This window comes from Citrobacter sp. MGH104, from assembly GCF_001034485.1.
Classification (GTDB): Bacteria; Pseudomonadota; Gammaproteobacteria; order Enterobacterales; family Enterobacteriaceae; genus Citrobacter; species Citrobacter freundii.
In genome coordinates this window covers 2,997,211-3,015,751 of the sequence record NZ_KQ089818.1, presented here as the reverse complement: position 1 = coordinate 3,015,751, position 18,541 = coordinate 2,997,211, and the positions used below count along the sequence as shown (strand labels likewise).

Here is an 18,541-nt window from a genome sequence, read left to right as displayed (position 1 = left end):
GTGTGATATATTATTGTTTTGTATGAATAAATTTATGCGCTAATTTGAATATTGCATGCTTCAAAGGCGCTACGCAAGCGACGGGCAAAAGCGAGTGCGTGCTCGCCATCCCCATGAATGCATACCGTCTGGGCAGTCACGCTCGCCCATGTCCCACTTTGGCTTTTTACTCTGCCGGATTGCACCATTTCTAACGTTTGCGCCAACGCCTGCTCTTCATCCTCAATCAGTGCGCCCGGCTGACTACGCGGCACCAGGCTGCCATCGGCCTGATAACCCCGATCGGCAAACACCTCCTGACGCGTTACCAGGCCATAGTGTTCTCCAGCACGAATCAGTTCGCTTCCCGCCAGTCCCACTAAAATCAGCGACGGATCGCAGGCATGAACCGCTTTCGCAATCGCATCAGCCAGTTGAGGATCTTTCGCTGCCTGGTTATAGAGCATGCCATGCGGTTTGACATGATGCATCACACCGCCCTCCGCCCGCGTGATGGCAGCCAGCGCGCCAATTTGATACAGCGTCTGCGCATACACCGTTTGCGCAGGCAGGGTCATGGCGCTACGGCCAAAATTTTCCCGATCCGGAAAGCTGGGATGCGCACCTATCGCTACGCCATTTTTTAGCGCTTCGCGCACGCTTGAGAGCATGGTTTGCGCATCGCCTGCGTGAAACCCACAGGCGATGTTGGCCGATGACACCAATTGCAGCAACGCTGCATCGTTCGCACATCCCTCACCGAGGTCTGCATTGAGATCAATTTTCATTGTTAAGTCGCCATGCTAACTGTTCCAGGTAACGCTGCTGGTCGTACCGCGCCTTCAGCGCTTCCTCCAGCGAACACTGCACAAAATGAATCGGTTGACCGAGCGGGATCTGCGCCAGATGATACATATCTGCCTCGATGATACAGGCGATGCGCGGATAGCCGCCCGTCGTCTGGGCATCGTTCATCAGCACAATGGGTTGGCCATTATGTGGAACCTGCACCACGCCGGGGAGCAAGCCATGCGACAGCAGCTCGCGATCGGTCGTACGCGTCAGCGGCTGCCCCTGAAGACGATACCCCATACGGTTACTTTGTGGGCTAAGTTGCCACGGTGAGCGCCAGAACGAAGCCTGCGATACCTCATCAAACTCCTGATATTCAGGTCCGGGCAGCGCACGAATGAGATTACCCCACATCAGTTGCTTAACACCTTGCGGCTCGCTGAATTTCCGGGTAGATACGCCAATCGCCAGTCGATCGCCATCACGCAGTAGACGCCCTTCAAACCCACCAATGCCCACTTTCAGATCGGTACTACGCGAGCCCATCACTTCAGGAACATCAATACCGCCCGCTACCGCCAGATAACTGCGCATGCCATGAAGCGGACGTTTTAGCGTCAGGCGCTGCCCGGCTTTTACCGGTAACCGCCATCCGCTCCACACGGGCGTACGATCCAGATGCGCTTCGCATCCGGCACCGGTCAGGGCAAACCAGCCATCGGCTTCAAACTCCACCACCAGTTGCCCCAGCGTGATTTCCAGCGCTGCGGCATTCGCATCATTACCCACCAGCAGGTTAGCCACGTTCAGCGCCGGTTTATCCAGCGCCCCACAGTGACTGATTCCGGATTGACGAAAACTATGACGTCCCCCGTCCTGTACTGAGGTGTACATGCCAGCGCGGATGATGTTTAACATATCCCCTCCTTCTGCGGGACAAAACGCACGGTATCGCCAGCCCGCAACAGAATCGGCTCCTCCCGTTTTGGATCAAATAACGAAACGGAAGTACGCCCAATCAATTGCCACCCGCCAGGCGTGGAAAGCGGGTAGATCCCCGTTTGAGATCCACCGATACCGACAGAACCTGCCGGAACAAGCAAACGCGGTTCCGCACGTCTGGGGGTATGAAGTTGTTCAGGTAAGCTCCCGAGATAGGGGAATCCCGGCTGAAAACCGATAAACCACACCACGTAATCAACCGACGCATGAAGTTCCACAACCTGCTTGTCACTTAATCCGCTGTGCCGGGCGACCTCTGCCAGATCGGGGCCGGCCTCACCGCCATAGGTAACAGGAATTTCAATAAAGCGCGAATCCGGCTCCAGTGCTTCGCTCTCTTCCCACCAGCGTTGTAGGCGCTCAATCGCATCCAGCGCCAGCGTTTGCGGGTCGCGCAAGGTCACCGTGATATTGTTCATGCCTGGAATAGCTTCCAGTACATTCGGGGCATCAACCAGACGCTGGGCCAGACGCCAGATGCGTTTCTGAGTCGCCAGCGTAATGGGTGGTTCCAGTTCAAGAACCACTGCCGTTTCACCTAACAGATAACAACGCGCTCGCTGCACTTTCGTCCCTCTTTATTACGCTGGATTAGGAATATCGATAAAAGTCACGTCCAGATCGGTATTTTCATTAAGCCAATCGCTTAATGCGCGAATGCCGCCGCGTTCGGTCGCATGGTGACCGGCAGCATAAAAATGCAGCCCCTGCTCGCGGGCTGAGTGAATGGTTTGCTCTGAAACTTCACCGGTGATAAAAGCGTCGACGCCAAACCGGGCTGCGCTATCAATAAAACTTTGACCGCCCCCCGTACACCAGGCGACGCGCTGAACCTTTTCCGGACCGGTATCACCACACCATAACGGTTTACGGCCTAAACGCGCTTCAATCCACGATGCTAACTCCAGTCCCGGAACCGGCATGGAGAGTTCTCCCCATGGCACCAGCGGTTCGATCTCACCCATCACGGTAATCCCCAACAGCGCGGCCAACTGCGCGTTATTCCCCAGTTCCGGGTGAGCATCCAGCGGCAGGTGCCAGCCATACAGGTTGATATCGTTTTCCAACAGCGTTTTCAGACGATGGCGCTTCATGCCGCGAATTACCGGAGATTCGCCTTTCCAGAAATAACCGTGATGAACGATAACCGCATCGGCCTGCAGGCGCACCGCCTCATCCAGCAGCGCCTGACTTGCGGTCACGCCGGTCACGATTTTATGCACCGTATCTTTGCCCTCAACCTGTAAACCATTCGGCGCATAGTCGCTAATGGCGGCGCTGTTCAGTTTGTCGTTGATTAGTTGTTCCAGTTCGGTGTTTTTCATCATCGTCCTCGTAGTCATTAATTCTGCCTGCTTAATCAGCAACACAGCTTAGGTTAAAATAGCGTCCTCGCCTGCGTTCGTCGATAGCCATTTCACTGACACATCAAGAAACAATCACACCCGCTTTGAACATGATTTGCTTACCACTACGCGATCCAATTCATGTATATTTATGCAATCAGACAGCATATTGCAAAAATAATCAGATCTGTATCAAAGTTACAACTTTAAGGAAACACGCTCGCGCAGTACGCTCAGCCTGTCGCGAGGCATTTACTTCGAGAAAATAATGAATAAACAAGCATCTCAACCACGGGCGATTTATTACGTCGTCGCGCTACAAATCTGGGAATATTTCAGTTTTTACGGCATGCGTGCGCTGCTGATCCTGTATCTCACTAACCAGCTCAAGTACGACGATAATCACGCATATGAACTGTTCAGCGCCTACTGTTCGCTGGTCTACGTCACCCCCATTCTCGGGGGATACCTGGCAGATAAAGTGCTCGGTAATCGAATGGCGGTGATGATCGGCGCATTTTTAATGGCGGTGGGACATCTGGTATTGGGCGCAAGCGAAATGGCTCCGGCGTTCCTTTATTTGTCGCTGGCGATCATTGTCTGCGGCTACGGTCTGTTTAAATCCAACATTAGTTGCCTGCTGGGCGAGTTATATCAACCTGAAGATCCGCGTCGCGACGGTGGATTCTCTCTGCTCTACGCAGCCGGTAACATCGGTTCGATCATCGCACCGATTGCCTGCGGATACGTGCAGGAAGAGTACAGCTGGGCGATGGGCTTTGCGCTGGCTGCGATTGGCATGCTGGCAGGGTTGGTGATTTTCTTATGCGGTAATCGCCATTTCGCTCATACCACTGGCGTCAACAAGGCTGTGCTGTGTGCGAAAAAGTATATGCTGCCAAACTGGGCCTGGCTGTTAGTTCTGCTGGTTGCAGCACCGTTACTGATTACCGTCCTGTTCTGGAAAGAGTGGTCCGTTTACGCACTGATTGTTGCCACGGTTATTGGTCTGGCGGTTCTGGCGAAGATTTACCGTCAGGCGCAAACCCAAAAGCAGCGCAAAGAATTGGGGCTTATCGTCACGCTGACCTTCTTCAGCTTGCTGTTCTGGGCCTTTGCTCAACAGGGCGGCAGCTCGATTAGCCTGTATATTGACCGCTTCGTAAATCGCGATATTTTGGGGTATTCCGTCCCGACCGCGATGTTCCAGTCGGTTAACGCCTTTGCCGTTATGCTGTGCGGTATCGTGCTGGCCTGGGTAATCAAAGAAAGCGTTGGCGGCAATCGTACCGTACGTGTTTGGGGTAAATTCGCCCTTGGCCTCGGTTTAATGAGCGCAGGGTTCTGCATTCTGACCTTAAGCGCCCGCTGGTCCGCAGCTTACGGCCACTCTTCCATGCCGCTGATGGTATTGGGGCTGGCGGTCATGGGCTTTGCCGAACTGTTTATCGACCCGGTGGCGATGTCGCAAATTACGCGTATTGAGATCCCTGGGGTGACTGGCGTATTAACAGGCATTTATATGCTGCTGTCCGGCGCCATCGCCAACTATCTGGCAGGCGTTATCGCCGATCAGACGTCGCAAGGCTCGTTTGATGCTGCTGGCGCTATCAACTACTCCATCAATGCGTATATTGATGTCTTTAGCGAAATTACCTGGGGCGCGCTGGCCTGCGTGGTGTTGGTGCTGCTGATTTGGCTGTACCAGTCGCTTAAGTTCAGAAACCGTCCGCTGGCGGTAGAATCCTGAGTGTAAGGGCCCGATGATGTAATACTATTCGGGCCTGTTTTTTCGGGTAATTACGCATAACTTGCAGCGAGTTCCTCTTCAGTAAGCCCCGTCACTAGTAGTACCATTGCGCGATCTATTCCCTGCTCCAGCATAGTTTGCGCTATACGTAATGCGGCTTCTCGCTTTCCTACTTCTTTGCCTTGTTGTAGCCCTTGTTGTAAACCTTCCTGTAATCCATCTAACCGTAACCGCTCCGCAATAGTCATCAGCCTCTCCTTATGTTGGGGGATCCGTTGTGCCATCTCTTGCATAAACTCATTAAAGCGAGATTCATCGCCGGATCGTAGGATGTAATTAAACATCGCCTGCAGTTGCGTGTCATTAGCGCATCCAGTAAGTAGTAGCGTGGTCAATTGCTCTACCAGCCCCATCAAATCCCGCTGACGGATATGTTTTTGCATTAATTCCAGCAACGCCATTCGCCTGTGAGCCATGATCTCATCATCGGGTACCGCCGTTATGTCTACCAACGGAAATGCGCTGGAATAAAGCTGTCTTGCCGCCACGGGGTCGGCAAAGGTATCCAACCAGCACAATGAGTACGGATAGGGGCTTCGGCAGCCATGATAAAACAGCATCGGTATCACCAGCGGCAGTTCCTTGTGCCCTGCGTCCAGATGGCGCTGCATCGCCGCCAGTGCATAACGCAACAGACGAAAAGCCATATGTGGCTCGGCTGAACTTTGATGCTCTATCACCACATAGACATAACCGTCACCGTTGCGTGTGTGCAAAGACCAGAGCACGTCGGAGTAGCGCGAACGTAAATCCGCTTCAATAAAGCTTTCTGACTCCAGTTGCAGCGAATTCAAATCGCAAAGCATCCGCAGTTCAGCTGGCAGGTGAATGTCGAGAAAATCTCGTGCAGTTTCGGGATGATGTAAAAACGTTTTAAACACCGCATCATGCGGGGTGGAGGTCGTTGGCGTTGTCATTAATTTCCGTCATTTTCATTCAGATGACGGAAATTTACTGCTGAGAGAAAACTTGTGCAGCAGGGTATTTACGGTACTGAACGCACGCTTCAGCGCTAAAATCACCCGACTGCAACATGTTCATTCTGTTGGAAGGTATTACGCAAAATCCACCATGCCTTTACCCCTTGCGCGCCGCCTCATATGCCGCCAGCGTCGCCAGCCTTGCCTGTTTATGATCCACAATCGGGCGAGGATAACTTAGTGTTACCTGCGCTTTTTCTGCCCACGACCACGGGTCATGAATGGCTTTACCCGGCACGTCGCGCAGTTCCGGCACCCACTGGCGGATAAACTCACCGTCACGGTCGAATTTTTCGCCCTGCGTCGTGGGGTTAAAGATACGGAAATACGGTGCGGCGTCAGTTCCGGTTGAGGCTGCCCACTGCCAGCCGCCGTTATTGGCCGCGAGGTCACCATCAATCAGTTGCGACATGAAATATTGTTCGCCTTTACGCCAGTCAATCAGCAGGTCCTTCACCAAAAAACTGGCGGTAATCATGCGTAATCGATTATGCATCCAGCCCGTGGCGTTGAGCTGACGCATCGCCGCATCCACAATAGGGTAACCCGTACTACCCGTTTTCCAGGCCTGCAAATGCGTCGGATTATTCTGCCATTGCACGCGATCGGTCCAGCGGATAAAGGGTTGATACCGACACAGCGCCGGATGGTAAGTCATCAGATGCCGATAAAATTCACGCCAGATAAGCTCGTTCAGCCAGACGCTACCCCTGCCGCCCTCAAGCGCCTGCGGCTGCTCCGCGAGCAGTCGATTCAGGCACTGGCGCGGTGATAGTCCTCCTGTCGCCAGGCTCGCGGATAATCGACTGGTCCCGTCAATCGCAGGAAAATCACGCTGCTGCTCGTATTCTCCCGCAGCCTGCTGGCAAAAATGGCGTAATTGCGCGATGGCCAATTTTTCATCTGCCACAAACCTCTGCGCATCAAAATCTTGCTGCGGATAGCTCAGCGTGATTGATGTTAACAGTGCGTCAAGAGCGCCGCTGTCCCTCATTTTCGGCGCGCTAACGCATTCTGGAATACCGTCATTAATCCGCTTCAGCCAGGCATTTTTAAACGGCGTGAACACTTTATACATCTCATGATTGCCGGTCATCACCGCCCCCGGGGGCAGGATCACGCTGTCGTCAAACCCTTCGCACACCACCTGAGGTAAGGACTTTTCGACGGCAGCATCACGCTGGCGTTCGTTTATTTCATATTGATAGTTATAAAATAATCGACTGACGTTATGCTGCAGACAAACACTTTTGACGGTGTCCACGCTGGCCGCAAAATCAGCCACTTCGTGAAACAGTAGAGGAATGCCTTTTTCTGCCAGCGCTGTTTGTAACGCATTCAACTGCGCGCAAGTAAATGCCGCCTGGCGCGGGGCCATATCGTGGGCCTTCCACTGCTCGGGGGTAGCGATATATAACGCCAGCACCTGCGCAGAACGATCCCGACAAGCCCCCGCCAGCGCGAGGTTGTCGTGCAGGCGTAAATCACGCCGAAACCAGACCAAATGGGTGGTCATAACACTCCTGAAGAAAAAACTTAACGCCCGTAGCGCAAACGCAGAGCCTCTGGCCAGGGATTGAAATAGCGCTGCCCGGAGAGATAAGCATCCGGATATTCCGCCATATAGTGTTTGAGTAATGTTATTGGCGCAAGCAGCGGTTGAGTCGAACGTCGATACCCGTCAATGAGAGAGGCCAGCTCCTGCCGCTGACGAGAATTTAATTGCGTACGGAAATAGCCCTGGACATGCATCAGCACGTTGGTATGGTTGCGCCGGGAGGGAAGATGCGCCAGCAAACTCATCAGCCTTAAGCGATACTCGACAAAATAAGCCTGCAAATCTTGCCATTCGCCGATCGCCGCGACAAAACGCCCGAGTTCGCGATAGTCCGGCTGGGAATGGGCCAACAGTAATAGCTTGTAACGGCTGTGATAATCGATTAGTGCTCCGCGCGTTAACCCTTGCTGACGGATACCGTTGAGCTCGTGCAAGGCATAAATGCGCTCAACAAAATTTTCCCGAATCTGCGGGTCGTGCAAACGCCCGTCCTCTTCCACGGGAAGCCAGGGTAACGTCGACATCAGCACAGACGTAAAGATCCCTCGTCCCGCTTTACGATTGTTTTTGCCTTCCGCGTCGTAGACCCGCACCCGTTCCATACCGCAACTGGGTGATTTTGCACAGACAATATAGCCGCACAAATGCTCCAGACGCTCGCTTTGTCGCTGACTAAAAGCCGTCATTACGTCTGTCAAATCACCCTCGCGCTTATCACTAAAACGTAGGGAAACAGCCTCGCCCTCTTTGACCAGATGCAGCGCAGGTCTCGGGACCGGTAACCCGATACCCATTTCAGGGCATACGGGTTCGAACGCGACCCACGGCGACAGTTCTTCCACAGCAAAGGCCAGCCGCTTATGCCCACCATCATAGCGAACCGCCTCCCCCAACAGACAGGCACTTATACCAATAGGGATTTTCTCGCTCATGATCGCTCCTTTCTCATTCCTGAGATAAGTGTAGCTATCATGAACAAAAAAGCCGCTGATATCAGCGGCTTTTGGGGATTTATTAGCTATCAGTAGAAATCGCAGGTGGCTTTTTCAGCCTGCTCCATCCACACCGGCTTATCACTGGTTTTAGACCAGACGCGGTGCAGGTAGCTGTAAAAACGGGCGCGGTCTTTCCAGAACAACATGACCGGCAGCGCCAGCACGCCCGCCACAACGGCAAAGGTACGGCGCAAGAAAACAATGTGTGCTGGATATTCTTTATAAAAGTCCATAATCCTCTCCCATATATCTGTTCGGTGAATCGCACCGGAAAAATAAACTTGGTTAACTGATGAAAATAATACCGCCTTGTGTGTAATTTTGCTACTCATCCGACCACTTATTTTTATCTATTGATGCTCCGTTTAGCTAAAAACTGTAATTAAGTTACATAAAAGTTAAATTAATACTAATCATTAGTTAAATAATGGTCTTTGCCATTTTTATACTTTTTTTACACCCCGCTCGCTGATTTTTGCGAAATCTTTGCAGGTAAAAATCTACGCTCTGGTTATCACATTTATGCCACTGGAGGTGCACTGTGAGTGCAGGCGTGATAACCGGCATTGTGCTGGTCTTTTTATTATTAGGTTATCTGGTGTATGCCCTGATTAATGCGGAGGCGTTCTGATGGCGGCCCAAGGATTTTTACTCATTGCCAGTTTCTTGCTGGTGCTGTTTGTCATCGCCAGACCGCTGGGCTTTGGGCTGGCTCGACTGATCAATAATACGTCCCTGCCGGGCCTGGCTGGCGTGGAACATATGCTGTGGCGCTCTCTGGGCATCTCGCAGCAGGAGATGAACTGGCGGCAGTATCTGTTGGCGATCCTCGCGCTCAATGTACTGGGCCTGCTGGTCCTGTTTTCGATGCTGATGGCGCAAAACCTGCTGCCGTTAAATCCCCAGCAACTGCCAGGGCTTTCATGGGATCTGGCGCTTAACACCGCGGTGAGTTTTGTCACTAATACCAACTGGCAATCCTATGCTGGTGAAACCACCTTAAGCTACTTCAGCCAGATGGTCGGGCTGACCGTACAAAACTTCCTGTCAGCGGCAACCGGGATTGCGGTGATTTTTGCCCTGACCCGCGCCTTCACGCGCCAGAGTATGAACACCTTGGGCAACGCCTGGGTCGACCTGATTCGCATTACGCTGTGGATCTTGCTCCCCATTGCATTGCTCATTGCGCTGTTCTTCATTCAGCAAGGTGTGCTGCAAAACGTGTTGCCCTATCAGCCCATCACCACCCTTGAAGGGGTGAAACAACTGCTGCCGATGGGGCCCGTCGCCTCACAGGAAGCGATTAAGATGCTTGGCACTAACGGGGGCGGTTTCTTTAACGCTAACTCATCACATCCGTTTGAAAACCCTACCGCGTTGACCAATCTGGTACAGATGCTGGCTATTTTCTTAATTCCTACCACGCTGTGTTTTGCCTTTGGTGATGTGGTGGGCGAGCGTCGCCAGGGACGGACCCTGCTGTGGGCCATGTCGCTGATATTTGTGGTCTGCGTAGCTGTGGTGATGTGGGCCGAAGTTCAGGGCAACCCGCACCTGATGGCATTCGGTGCAGACAGCAATATCAACATGGAAGGCAAAGAGAGCCGCTTTGGCGTGCTGGCCACGAGTCTGTTTTCCGTCGTGACGACAGCGGCATCTTGCGGCGCTGTCGATGCTATGCATGACTCCTTCACCGCACTGGGCGGCATGGTGCCGATGTGGTTAATGCAGATTGGTGAAGTGGTCTTCGGCGGCGTGGGTTCAGGTCTGTACGGCATGCTGCTGTTCGTGCTGCTGGCGGTATTTATCGCCGGGTTAATGATTGGCCGCACACCAGAGTATCTGGGTAAGAAAATCGACGTGCGCGAAATGAAAATGACCGCGTTGGCGATTCTGGTCACCCCTGCGCTGGTCCTGATCGGTACAGCGATCGCCATGATGACCGAAGCTGGCCGCAGCGCCATGCTAAACCCGGGTCCACACGGGTTTAGCGAAGTGCTGTATGCCGTGTCGTCCGCCTCGAACAACAACGGTAGCGCCTTCGCCGGGTTAAGCGCCAACAGCCCGTTCTGGAACTGCCTGCTGGCCTTATGCATGTTCTTCGGTCGCTTCGGCGTGATCATTCCCGTGATGGCGATTGCCGGATCGCTGGTCAGTAAAAAGATCCAGCCAGCCAGCTCCGGTACGCTACCTACCCACGGAGCGCTGTTTGTCGGGTTGTTGATCGGTACGGTGTTACTGGTTGGCGCTCTCACCTTTGTTCCTGCCCTGGCGCTTGGCCCGGTCGCAGAATACCTGTCATTACACTGAGTGATGCGGAGCACATTACTATGAGTCGCAAGCAACTGGCGCTGTTCGAACCCTCTCTGGTCGCACAGGCGCTGATGGACGCCGTGAAAAAATTAAGCCCACATACCCAATGGCGTAATCCGGTGATGTTTATCGTCTGGTTGGGCAGTCTGTTAACGACCCTGTTAACCGTGGCGATGGCAACAGGCCATATGCCGGGTAATCCTTGGTTTACCGGTGCGATAAGTCTGTGGCTGTGGATTACCGTTCTGTTCGCCAACTTTGCTGAAGCGCTGGCGGAAGGACGCAGTAAAGCTCAGGCCAACAGCCTGAAAGGCGTCAAAAAAACCGCCTTTGCCCGCAAGCTTCGCGAACCGAAATACGGCGCGGCAATGGATCACGTCCCTGCGGATGATTTACGTAAAGGCGATATCGTGCTGGTGGAAGCTGGCGATATTATCCCGTGTGACGGCGAGGTGATCGAAGGCGGCGCGTCGGTAGATGAAAGCGCCATTACCGGTGAATCCGCGCCGGTGATTCGTGAATCCGGTGGTGATTTCGCCTCCGTCACCGGCGGGACTCGCATCCTCTCCGACTGGTTGGTTATCGAATGCAGCGTAAACCCTGGTGAAACATTCCTCGACCGGATGATCGCCATGGTTGAAGGTGCACAGCGGCGTAAAACGCCCAATGAAATTGCCCTGACGATCCTGTTGATAGCCCTGACCATCGTCTTTCTACTGGCTACGGCCACGCTGTGGCCGTTTTCCGCCTGGGGCGGTAGCGCGGTCAGCGTCACGGTATTGGTTGCGCTGCTGGTGTGTTTAATCCCTACGACGATAGGCGGGCTGCTCTCCGCGATTGGCGTCGCCGGGATGAGCCGCATGTTGGGTGCGAACGTCATTGCCACCAGCGGACGTGCAGTAGAAGCGGCGGGTGACGTGGATGTACTGCTGCTGGATAAAACCGGCACCATTACGCTAGGTAACCGCCAGGCTTCAGATTTTCTGCCCGCCCACGGCGTGGACGAAAAAACGCTGGCCGATGCCGCGCAGCTTTCATCCCTGGCCGATGAAACGCCGGAAGGCCGCAGCATCGTGATTCTGGCTAAACAGCGCTTTAATCTGCGTATACGCGACGTGCAATCGCTGCACGCCACCTTTGTACCGTTTACCGCCCAAAGTCGGATGAGCGGGATCAACATCGACAACCGTATGATCCGCAAAGGGTCGGTCGATGCTATTCGTCGTCACGTCGAGGCCAACGGCGGCCACTTCCCCGCCGACGTTGAGCAGAAGGTCGAAAACGTCGCACGCCTTGGCGCTACGCCGCTGGTGGTTGCTGAAGGCTCCCACGTACTTGGCGTGATTGCCCTGAAAGATATCGTAAAAGGCGGGATTAAAGAGCGTTTTGCCCAGCTGCGTAAAATGGGGATCAAAACGGTGATGATCACCGGTGACAACCGTCTGACCGCCGCCGCAATCGCCGCGGAAGCCGGAGTGGATGACTTCTTAGCCGAAGCCACACCGGAAGCCAAGCTGGCGTTGATTCGTCAGTATCAGGCGGAAGGTCGTCTGGTGGCGATGACCGGCGACGGAACTAACGACGCACCAGCCCTTGCTCAGGCCGATGTGGCCGTTGCGATGAACTCCGGAACCCAGGCAGCGAAAGAAGCGGGCAACATGGTGGACCTCGACTCCAACCCCACCAAACTGATTGAAGTGGTGCACATTGGTAAACAGATGCTGATGACGCGCGGTTCGCTGACCACCTTCAGTATCGCCAACGACGTAGCGAAGTATTTTGCCATTATTCCGGCCGCGTTCGCCGCCACCTACCCGCAGCTCAATGCGCTGAACGTGATGGGGCTGCATTCGCCGGACTCGGCGATCCTCAGCGCGGTTATCTTTAACGCACTGGTTATCGTCTTTCTGATCCCACTGGCGCTGAAAGGCGTGAGTTACAAACCGTTATCCGCTTCCGCGATGCTGCGCCGCAATTTGTGGATCTATGGCCTGGGTGGTCTGGTTGTGCCGTTTATCGGTATCAAAGCAATTGATTTACTGCTGACCCTGCTGGGTCTGGTGTGAGGTTTCTGATGAGTGGATTACGTCCTGCATTATCAACATTGATTTTCCTGATGCTTATCACCGGCGGGGCATACCCGCTGCTGACCACTGCGCTGGGGCAATGGTGGTTTCCCCACCAGGCTAACGGTTCGCTTCTCCGCGAAGGTCAGATTGTTCGCGGCTCCGAGCTCATTGGGCAACAGTTTACCGCTGCCGGTTATTTTCAGGGACGCCCCTCAGCCACAGCGGAAATGCCCTATAATCCAATGGCTTCAGGCGGCAGTAATCTGGCAGCCAGCAACCCGGAACTGGATAAACAGCTGCAAAGCCGGATTGCCGCGCTGCGTGCCGCTAACCCGCAGGCAAATCCTGCCGTTCCGGTAGAGCTGGTAACAGCTTCCGCCAGCGGGCTGGATAACAACCTGACGCCAGCTGCGGTGGCCTGGCAAATCCCCCGCGTGGCGCAGGCTCGCAACCTCAGCGTTGAAGAGGTCACACGCCTGGTTGCACAATACACGCAAAAGCCGTTGGTCAGTTTTATCGGCCAACCGGTGGTGAACCTGGTGGAACTTAATTTAGCGCTGGATAAGCACTGAGAAAAAGGACATGCATAACGAACCCTTACGCCCCGACCCCGATCGCCTGCTGGAGCAGACCACCGCTCCGCACCGGGGAAAACTAAAAATTTTCTTCGGCGCGTGTGCCGGCGTCGGTAAAACCTGGGCCATGCTGGCAGAGGCCCAGCGGCTGCGGGCGCAGGGATTAGATGTGCTGATTGGCGTGGTGGAAACCCACGGACGCAAAGAGACCGCCGCGCTGCTGGACGGTCTCAGCATCCTGCCGCTAAAGCGACAGGCGCGCCATGGTCGTCATATCAGCGAATTCGATCTCGACGCGGCGCTGGCCCGCCGCCCGGCACTCATTTTGATGGATGAACTGGCGCACAGTAATGCGCCAGGCTCACGCCACCCTAAACGCTGGCAAGATATTGAAGAGCTGCTGGAAGCCGGTATTGACGTTTTTACTACCGTCAACGTGCAGCATCTGGAAAGCCTCAATGATGTGGTCAGCGGCGTCACCGGCATTCAGGTTCGCGAAACCGTCCCCGATCCTTTTTTCGATGCCGCTGACGATGTGGTGCTGGTCGATCTTCCCCCCGACGATTTGCGCCAGCGCCTGAACGAAGGCAAGGTCTATATCGCCGGTCAGGCGGAAAGAGCCATCGAGCATTTCTTTCGCAAAGGTAACTTGATCGCGCTACGTGAGCTGGCCCTGCGCCGCACGGCCGATCGGGTTGACGATCAGATGCGTGCCTGGCGTGGACGTCCGGGAGAGGAGAAAGTCTGGCATACCCGCGACGCCATATTGCTGTGTATTGGACACAACACCGGCAGCGAAAAGCTCGTGCGTGCCGCCGCGCGTCTGGCAGCGCGCCTCGGCAGCGTATGGCATGCAGTGTATGTCGAAACGCCAGCGCTGCACCGACTGCCCGAAAAACAGCGCCGCGCAATTTTAAGCGCCCTGCGATTAGCCCAGGAGCTGGGTGCAGAAACCGCCACCCTTTCCGATCCCGCTGAAGATAAAGCAGTAATCCGCTACGCCCGTGAGCATAATCTGGGAAAAATTGTCCTCGGACGTCCGACTACGCGACGCTGGTGGCGCAGTGATTCCTTTGCTGACAAACTGGCCCATCGCGCACCGGATCTCGACCTGATGATTGTTGCGCTCGACGAACCACCTTCGCGCCCTGTGCTGCAAACTGCAGATAGCCGCACCTTTAAGGATAAGTGGCGGGTTCAAATTCAGGGTTGCGTGGTTGCCGTCGCGCTGTGCGCCATCATTACGTTGATTGCCATGCAGTGGTTGATGGCCTTTGACGCCGCCAACCTGGTGATGGTCTATTTATTGGGTGTGGTGGTTATCGCCCTCTTTTACGGACGCTGGCCGTCAGTGCTGGCAACCTTTATTAACGTTGCCAGCTTCGATCTCTTCTTTATTGCCCCACGCGGTACGCTGGCCGTTTCCGACGTCCAGTACCTGCTTACCTTTGCCGTGATGCTAACGGTAGGGCTGGTTATCGGTAATCTCACCGCCGGAGTGCGTTATCAGGCACGGGTAGCGCGTTATCGTGAACAGCGTACGCGTCATTTATATGAGATGTCGAAAGCGCTGGCCGTCGGACGGAGCCAGCAGGATATCGCCGCCACCAGCGAACAGTTTATTGCCTCAACGTTCCAGGCCCGCAGCCAGGTTTTACTGCCCGGTGAGAACGGTAAGCTGGCCCCTCTCACTCATCAACAGGGCATGACGCCGTGGGATGACGCCATTGCCCAGTGGAGCTTTGATAAAGGGCAACCGGCCGGCGCAGGCACTGACACCTTACCCGGTGTGCCGTATCAAATTTTACCGTTAAAAAGCGCCGACAAAACGCATGGGTTGCTGGTTGTGGAACCAGGAAATTTACGCCAGCTGATGATCCCCGAACAGCAGCGCCTGCTGGAAACTTTCACTTTACTGGTCGCCAGTGCGCTGGAACGCCTGACGCTCACCGCCAGCGAAGAGCAGGCCCGGTTTGCCAGCGAGCGTGAAAGCATTCGCAATGCCCTGCTCGCCGCCCTTTCCCACGATTTGCGCACGCCGCTGACGGTGTTGTTTGGTCAGGCAGAGATCTTAACGCTGGATCTGGCAAGTGAAGGATCGCCGCACGCGCGCCAGGCCAGCGAAATTCGCCAGCACGTCCTGAATACGACCCGACTGGTTAATAACCTACTGGATATGGCACGAATTCAGTCTGGCGGCTTTAATCTTAAGAAAGAGTGGTTAACGCTGGAAGAGGTGGTCGGTAGTGCCCTGCAGATGCTGGAGCCAGGACTCTCTGCTCCTATTAATTTGTCGCTACCCGCGCCGTTGACGCTGATCCACGTCGATGGCCCGCTATTTGAACGGGTGCTGATTAACCTGCTGGAAAACGCTGTTAAATACGCAGGTCCAGCGGCGCAAATCGGTATTGATGCCAGCGTCGATGGCGAACATCTGCAACTGGACGTCTGGGATAATGGCCCTGGCATTCCATCGGGAATGGAGCAACGAGTTTTTGACAAGTTCTCCCGGGGAAACAAAGAGTCATCTGTACCAGGCGTTGGGCTGGGGCTGGCAATCTGCCAGGCCATTGTGGACGTGCACGGCGGTACAATTTCCGTCCACAATCGCGCACAGGGAGGAGCATGTTTCCGTGTTACACTGCCCCAGGAAATCCCCCCTGAACTTGAAGATTTTCATGAGGATATGTGACGAACGTACTGATTGTTGAAGATGAACAGGCTATCCGTCGCTTTCTGCGCACCGCGCTGGAAGCCGATGGTCTGCGTGTATATGAAGCGGAAACGCTGCAACGTGGTCTGCTGGAAGCCGCCACGCGAAAACCCGATCTCATCATTCTCGATCTCGGTCTGCCGGACGGTGACGGCATTGATTTTATTCGTGACCTGCGACAATGGAGCGCGATACCGGTAATTGTGCTTTCAGCCCGCAGCGAAGAAAGTGATAAAATTGCCGCCCTGGATGCCGGTGCCGATGACTATCTCAGTAAACCCTTTGGTATTGGCGAGCTACAGGCGCGATTGCGCGTGGCATTGCGTCGCCACGCCAGCGGCACGTCTCCCGAGCCGGTGGTGCATTTTTCCAACGTAAAAGTAGATATCGCCGCCCGGCTAGTACATCGTGGTGATGAAGAGATTCATTTGACGCCGATTGAGTTTCGCCTGTTAGCGGTACTGCTGAATAATGCCGGAAAGGTACTGACGCAGCGCCAGTTGCTCAATCAGGTTTGGGGACCAAACGCCGTCGAACACAGCCACTATCTGCGAATTTACATGGGACACCTGCGCCAGAAACTGGAACTGGACCCGGCACGTCCGCGTCATTTTCTGACCGAAACCGGGATTGGTTATCGGTTCATGCCATGACGTTAAGTTGAATATAAAAAGCCGGACCAGCGTATTTGCTGTCCGGCTTTTTCATTATTCATGCCGAATAGCGACGCTAGCGTCTTATCCGGCCTACGGTTTACGCGTTCTTCAGCACTTCGCTGACGATCTCAACCGCTTCTTTTTCGATCTGCTTGCGATGTTCTTCACCGAGGAAGCTTTCGCAGTAGATCTTGTAAGCGTCTTCCGTACCAGAAGGACGCGCGGCAAACCAGCCGTTGTCAGTCATCACTTTCAGACCGCCAATAGAAGCGCCGTTGCCCGGTGCAGCCGTCAGACGCGCGGTGATCGGGTCGCCCGCAAGCGTACTGGCGCTCACCATTTCCGGAGACAGCTTAGACAGCGCCGCTTTCTGCGCGGAGGTCGCGCTTGCCTGCAGGCGGTTGTAGCTCGGTGCGCCAAAGCGAGCAGCCAGTTCGTTGTAGTGCTCCTGCGGGTTCTTACCGGTCACTGCGGTAATTTCTGCCGCCAGCAGGCACATGATGATGCCGTCTTTGTCGGTTGACCACGGTGTACCGTCGAAACGCAGGAAAGATGCCCCCGCGCTCTCTTCCCCACCAAAGCCAAAACTGCCGTCAAACAGACCGTCAACAAACCATTTAAAGCCAACCGGCACTTCAACCAGTTTACGCCCTAAATCATTCACTACACGGTCAATCATCGCCGATGACACCAGCGTCTTACCGACGGCAACATCTTTGCCCCACTGCGGACGATGCTGGAACAGGTAGTTGATCGCCACCGCCAGATAGTGGTTCGGATTCATCAGCCCTGCCGGGGTGACGATACCGTGACGGTCGTAGTCTGGGTCATTGGCAAAGGCCAGATCGAACTTGTCGCGCAGCGCCAACAGCCCCGCCATCGCACACTCGGAGGAGCAGTCCATGCGGATTGCGCCATCTTTGTCGAGATGCATAAAGCGGAAAGTCTGATCAACGTGATCGTTAACGATAGTCAGGTTCAGGTTGTAGTGCTTTGCAATACGCTTCCAGTATTCGATACCGGAACCGCCCAGCGGATCGACACCCAGCGTCAGACCCGCTTTCTGGATCGCCGCCATGTCTACGATGTCAGCCAGTCCTTCAACAAACGGCTGAACCAGATCCTGCTCTTTCACATGACCAGATGCCAGCGCAGCGTCCAGCGACATACGCTTCACGCCTTGCAGACCGGCCGCCAGCAGCGCGTTGGCTCTGTCTTCCACCACTTTGGTGACATTGGTGTCTGCCGGACCACCGTTTGGCGGGTTGTATTTAATGCCGCCATCTTCCGGCGGGTTGTGGGACGGCGTGATCACAATGCCGTCAGCCAGCGGGCCGCCTTTTTTGTTGTGGACCAGGATAGCGTTCGATACAGCAGGGGTTGGCGTAAAGCCGTTATTTTCCTGCACGATGACGTCAACGCCGTTCGCCGCCAGCACTTCCAGTACAGAGATAAAAGCCGGTTCAGACAGCGCGTGGGTATCCTTGCCCACATAGCACGGACCAGTAATCCCGTTTTTCGCACGTTCTTCAGCAATCGCCTGGGCGATAGCCAGAATATGCGGCTCGTTAAAACTATGACGACCTGCACTGCCGCGATGTCCGGACGTACCGAACTTAACAGCGTGCTCAGCGTTCCCTGCCGTTGGTTTCAGTACATAGTACTGTGCCGTCAGTTGGGCGACGTTAATCAAATCACTCTGTTGCGCAGGTTGACCTGCACGATTGTGGATTGCCATTGCCTGGTCCTTCTA

General features: G+C 54.6%; 16 protein-coding genes. 7 read left to right on the top strand and 9 right to left on the bottom strand.

Annotated features, from left to right (window positions below):
- Window positions 1-32: 32 nt before the first annotated feature.
- The 4 genes from pxpA to ybgI are packed head-to-tail and all read right to left on the bottom strand — an operon-like array spanning window position 33 to window position 3,098.
- Window positions 33-767, bottom strand: coding sequence for a 5-oxoprolinase subunit PxpA (gene pxpA / locus SK34_RS14065; RefSeq protein WP_003835451.1), 735 nt, complete (start codon window positions 765-767; stop codon window positions 33-35).
- Complete coding sequence (gene pxpC, locus SK34_RS14060; RefSeq protein ID WP_032938517.1) at window positions 757-1,689, bottom strand: 5-oxoprolinase subunit PxpC; 933 nt, start codon at window positions 1,687-1,689, stop codon at window positions 757-759. The genes pxpA and pxpC overlap by 11 nt, the downstream gene beginning before the upstream one ends.
- Window positions 1,683-2,339 (bottom strand): 5-oxoprolinase subunit PxpB, encoded by a 657-nt coding sequence (pxpB, locus tag SK34_RS14055; protein ID WP_003835457.1) that lies wholly within the window; start codon window positions 2,337-2,339, stop codon window positions 1,683-1,685. The genes pxpC and pxpB overlap by 7 nt, the downstream gene beginning before the upstream one ends.
- Before the next feature lie 15 nt (window positions 2,340-2,354).
- The gene (gene ybgI / locus SK34_RS14050; protein ID WP_003847346.1) at window positions 2,355-3,098 is read right to left on the bottom strand and encodes a radiation resistance protein YbgI; all 744 of its coding nucleotides are present in this window, start codon (window positions 3,096-3,098) and stop codon (window positions 2,355-2,357) included.
- A 289-nt stretch (window positions 3,099-3,387) separates the two neighbouring features.
- Here ybgI and dtpD point away from each other — a divergent pair, with 289 nt between their 5' ends.
- Window positions 3,388-4,869 carry a dipeptide permease DtpD gene (gene dtpD / locus SK34_RS14045; RefSeq protein ID WP_048233276.1) on the top strand — a complete coding sequence of 494 codons (1,482 nt, stop codon included), beginning with the start codon at window positions 3,388-3,390 and terminating at the stop codon, window positions 4,867-4,869.
- Window positions 4,870-4,919: 50 nt separating this feature from the next.
- On the opposite strand, the gene SK34_RS14040 is transcribed toward dtpD, so the two are convergent.
- From SK34_RS14040 to SK34_RS14025, 4 genes are all read right to left on the bottom strand, one after another.
- The gene (locus SK34_RS14040; protein ID WP_048233275.1) at window positions 4,920-5,846 is read right to left on the bottom strand and encodes an Rpn family recombination-promoting nuclease/putative transposase; all 927 of its coding nucleotides are present in this window, start codon (window positions 5,844-5,846) and stop codon (window positions 4,920-4,922) included.
- Window positions 5,847-6,006: 160 nt separating this feature from the next.
- Window positions 6,007-7,425 carry a deoxyribodipyrimidine photo-lyase gene (phrB, locus tag SK34_RS14035; RefSeq protein ID WP_048233273.1) on the bottom strand — a complete coding sequence of 473 codons (1,419 nt, stop codon included), beginning with the start codon at window positions 7,423-7,425 and terminating at the stop codon, window positions 6,007-6,009.
- Between the two features lie 20 nt (window positions 7,426-7,445).
- On the bottom strand, window positions 7,446-8,399 hold the full coding sequence (locus SK34_RS14030) for a YbgA family protein (protein ID WP_048233272.1): 954 nt from the start codon (window positions 8,397-8,399) through the stop codon (window positions 7,446-7,448).
- Between the two features lie 89 nt (window positions 8,400-8,488).
- On the bottom strand, window positions 8,489-8,695 hold the full coding sequence (locus SK34_RS14025) for a YbfA family protein (RefSeq protein WP_003022870.1): 207 nt from the start codon (window positions 8,693-8,695) through the stop codon (window positions 8,489-8,491).
- 308 nt (window positions 8,696-9,003) lie between these two features.
- Between SK34_RS14025 and kdpF the strand changes: the two genes are divergently transcribed.
- The 6 genes from kdpF to kdpE are packed head-to-tail and all read left to right on the top strand — an operon-like array spanning window position 9,004 to window position 16,785.
- Window positions 9,004-9,093 carry a K(+)-transporting ATPase subunit F gene (kdpF, locus tag SK34_RS24540; protein WP_001670793.1) on the top strand — a complete coding sequence of 30 codons (90 nt, stop codon included), beginning with the start codon at window positions 9,004-9,006 and terminating at the stop codon, window positions 9,091-9,093.
- Window positions 9,093-10,772: a potassium-transporting ATPase subunit KdpA gene (kdpA, locus tag SK34_RS14015; protein ID WP_048233271.1), complete on the top strand. Its 1,680-nt coding sequence runs from the start codon at window positions 9,093-9,095 to the stop codon at window positions 10,770-10,772. Before kdpF ends, kdpA begins: the two co-directional genes overlap by 1 nt.
- Window positions 10,773-10,792: 20 nt before the next feature.
- Window positions 10,793-12,841, top strand: a complete 2,049-nt coding sequence (gene kdpB / locus SK34_RS14010; protein ID WP_003022864.1) for a potassium-transporting ATPase subunit KdpB — start codon at window positions 10,793-10,795, stop codon at window positions 12,839-12,841.
- 8 nt (window positions 12,842-12,849) lie between these two features.
- Window positions 12,850-13,416 (top strand): potassium-transporting ATPase subunit KdpC, encoded by a 567-nt coding sequence (gene kdpC / locus SK34_RS14005; protein WP_003835531.1) that lies wholly within the window; start codon window positions 12,850-12,852, stop codon window positions 13,414-13,416.
- Between the two features lie 10 nt (window positions 13,417-13,426).
- Window positions 13,427-16,111 (top strand): two-component system sensor histidine kinase KdpD, encoded by a 2,685-nt coding sequence (gene kdpD, locus SK34_RS14000; RefSeq protein ID WP_016149791.1) that lies wholly within the window; start codon window positions 13,427-13,429, stop codon window positions 16,109-16,111.
- A complete protein-coding gene (kdpE, locus tag SK34_RS13995) occupies window positions 16,108-16,785 on the top strand; it encodes a two-component system response regulator KdpE (protein ID WP_003022856.1) in 678 nt (225 codons plus the stop codon). Before kdpD ends, kdpE begins: the two co-directional genes overlap by 4 nt.
- Window positions 16,786-16,885: 100 nt before the next feature.
- Here the strand turns inward: kdpE and pgm are convergent, their stop codons facing one another.
- Window positions 16,886-18,526: a phosphoglucomutase (alpha-D-glucose-1,6-bisphosphate-dependent) gene (pgm, locus tag SK34_RS13990; protein WP_003022854.1), complete on the bottom strand. Its 1,641-nt coding sequence runs from the start codon at window positions 18,524-18,526 to the stop codon at window positions 16,886-16,888.
- Window positions 18,527-18,541: the final 15 nt, after the last annotated feature.

Coding starts and splice junctions, on each gene's coding strand:
- pxpA (WP_003835451.1), bottom strand. CDS start 767: ATGAAAATTGATCTCAATGCAGACCTCGGTGAGGGATGTGCGAACGAT.
- pxpC (WP_032938517.1), bottom strand. CDS start 1,689: ATGTTAAACATCATCCGCGCTGGCATGTACACCTCAGTACAGGACGGG.
- ybgI (WP_003847346.1), bottom strand. CDS start 3,098: ATGAAAAACACCGAACTGGAACAACTAATCAACGACAAACTGAACAGC.
- dtpD (WP_048233276.1), top strand. CDS start 3,388: ATGAATAAACAAGCATCTCAACCACGGGCGATTTATTACGTCGTCGCG.
- SK34_RS14040 (WP_048233275.1), bottom strand. CDS start 5,846: ATGACAACGCCAACGACCTCCACCCCGCATGATGCGGTGTTTAAAACG.
- phrB (WP_048233273.1), bottom strand. CDS start 7,425: ATGACCACCCATTTGGTCTGGTTTCGGCGTGATTTACGCCTGCACGAC.
- SK34_RS14030 (WP_048233272.1), bottom strand. CDS start 8,399: ATGAGCGAGAAAATCCCTATTGGTATAAGTGCCTGTCTGTTGGGGGAG.
- SK34_RS14025 (WP_003022870.1), bottom strand. CDS start 8,695: ATGGACTTTTATAAAGAATATCCAGCACACATTGTTTTCTTGCGCCGT.
- kdpA (WP_048233271.1), top strand. CDS start 9,093: ATGGCGGCCCAAGGATTTTTACTCATTGCCAGTTTCTTGCTGGTGCTG.
- kdpB (WP_003022864.1), top strand. CDS start 10,793: ATGAGTCGCAAGCAACTGGCGCTGTTCGAACCCTCTCTGGTCGCACAG.
- kdpC (WP_003835531.1), top strand. CDS start 12,850: ATGAGTGGATTACGTCCTGCATTATCAACATTGATTTTCCTGATGCTT.
- kdpD (WP_016149791.1), top strand. CDS start 13,427: ATGCATAACGAACCCTTACGCCCCGACCCCGATCGCCTGCTGGAGCAG.
- pgm (WP_003022854.1), bottom strand. CDS start 18,526: ATGGCAATCCACAATCGTGCAGGTCAACCTGCGCAACAGAGTGATTTG.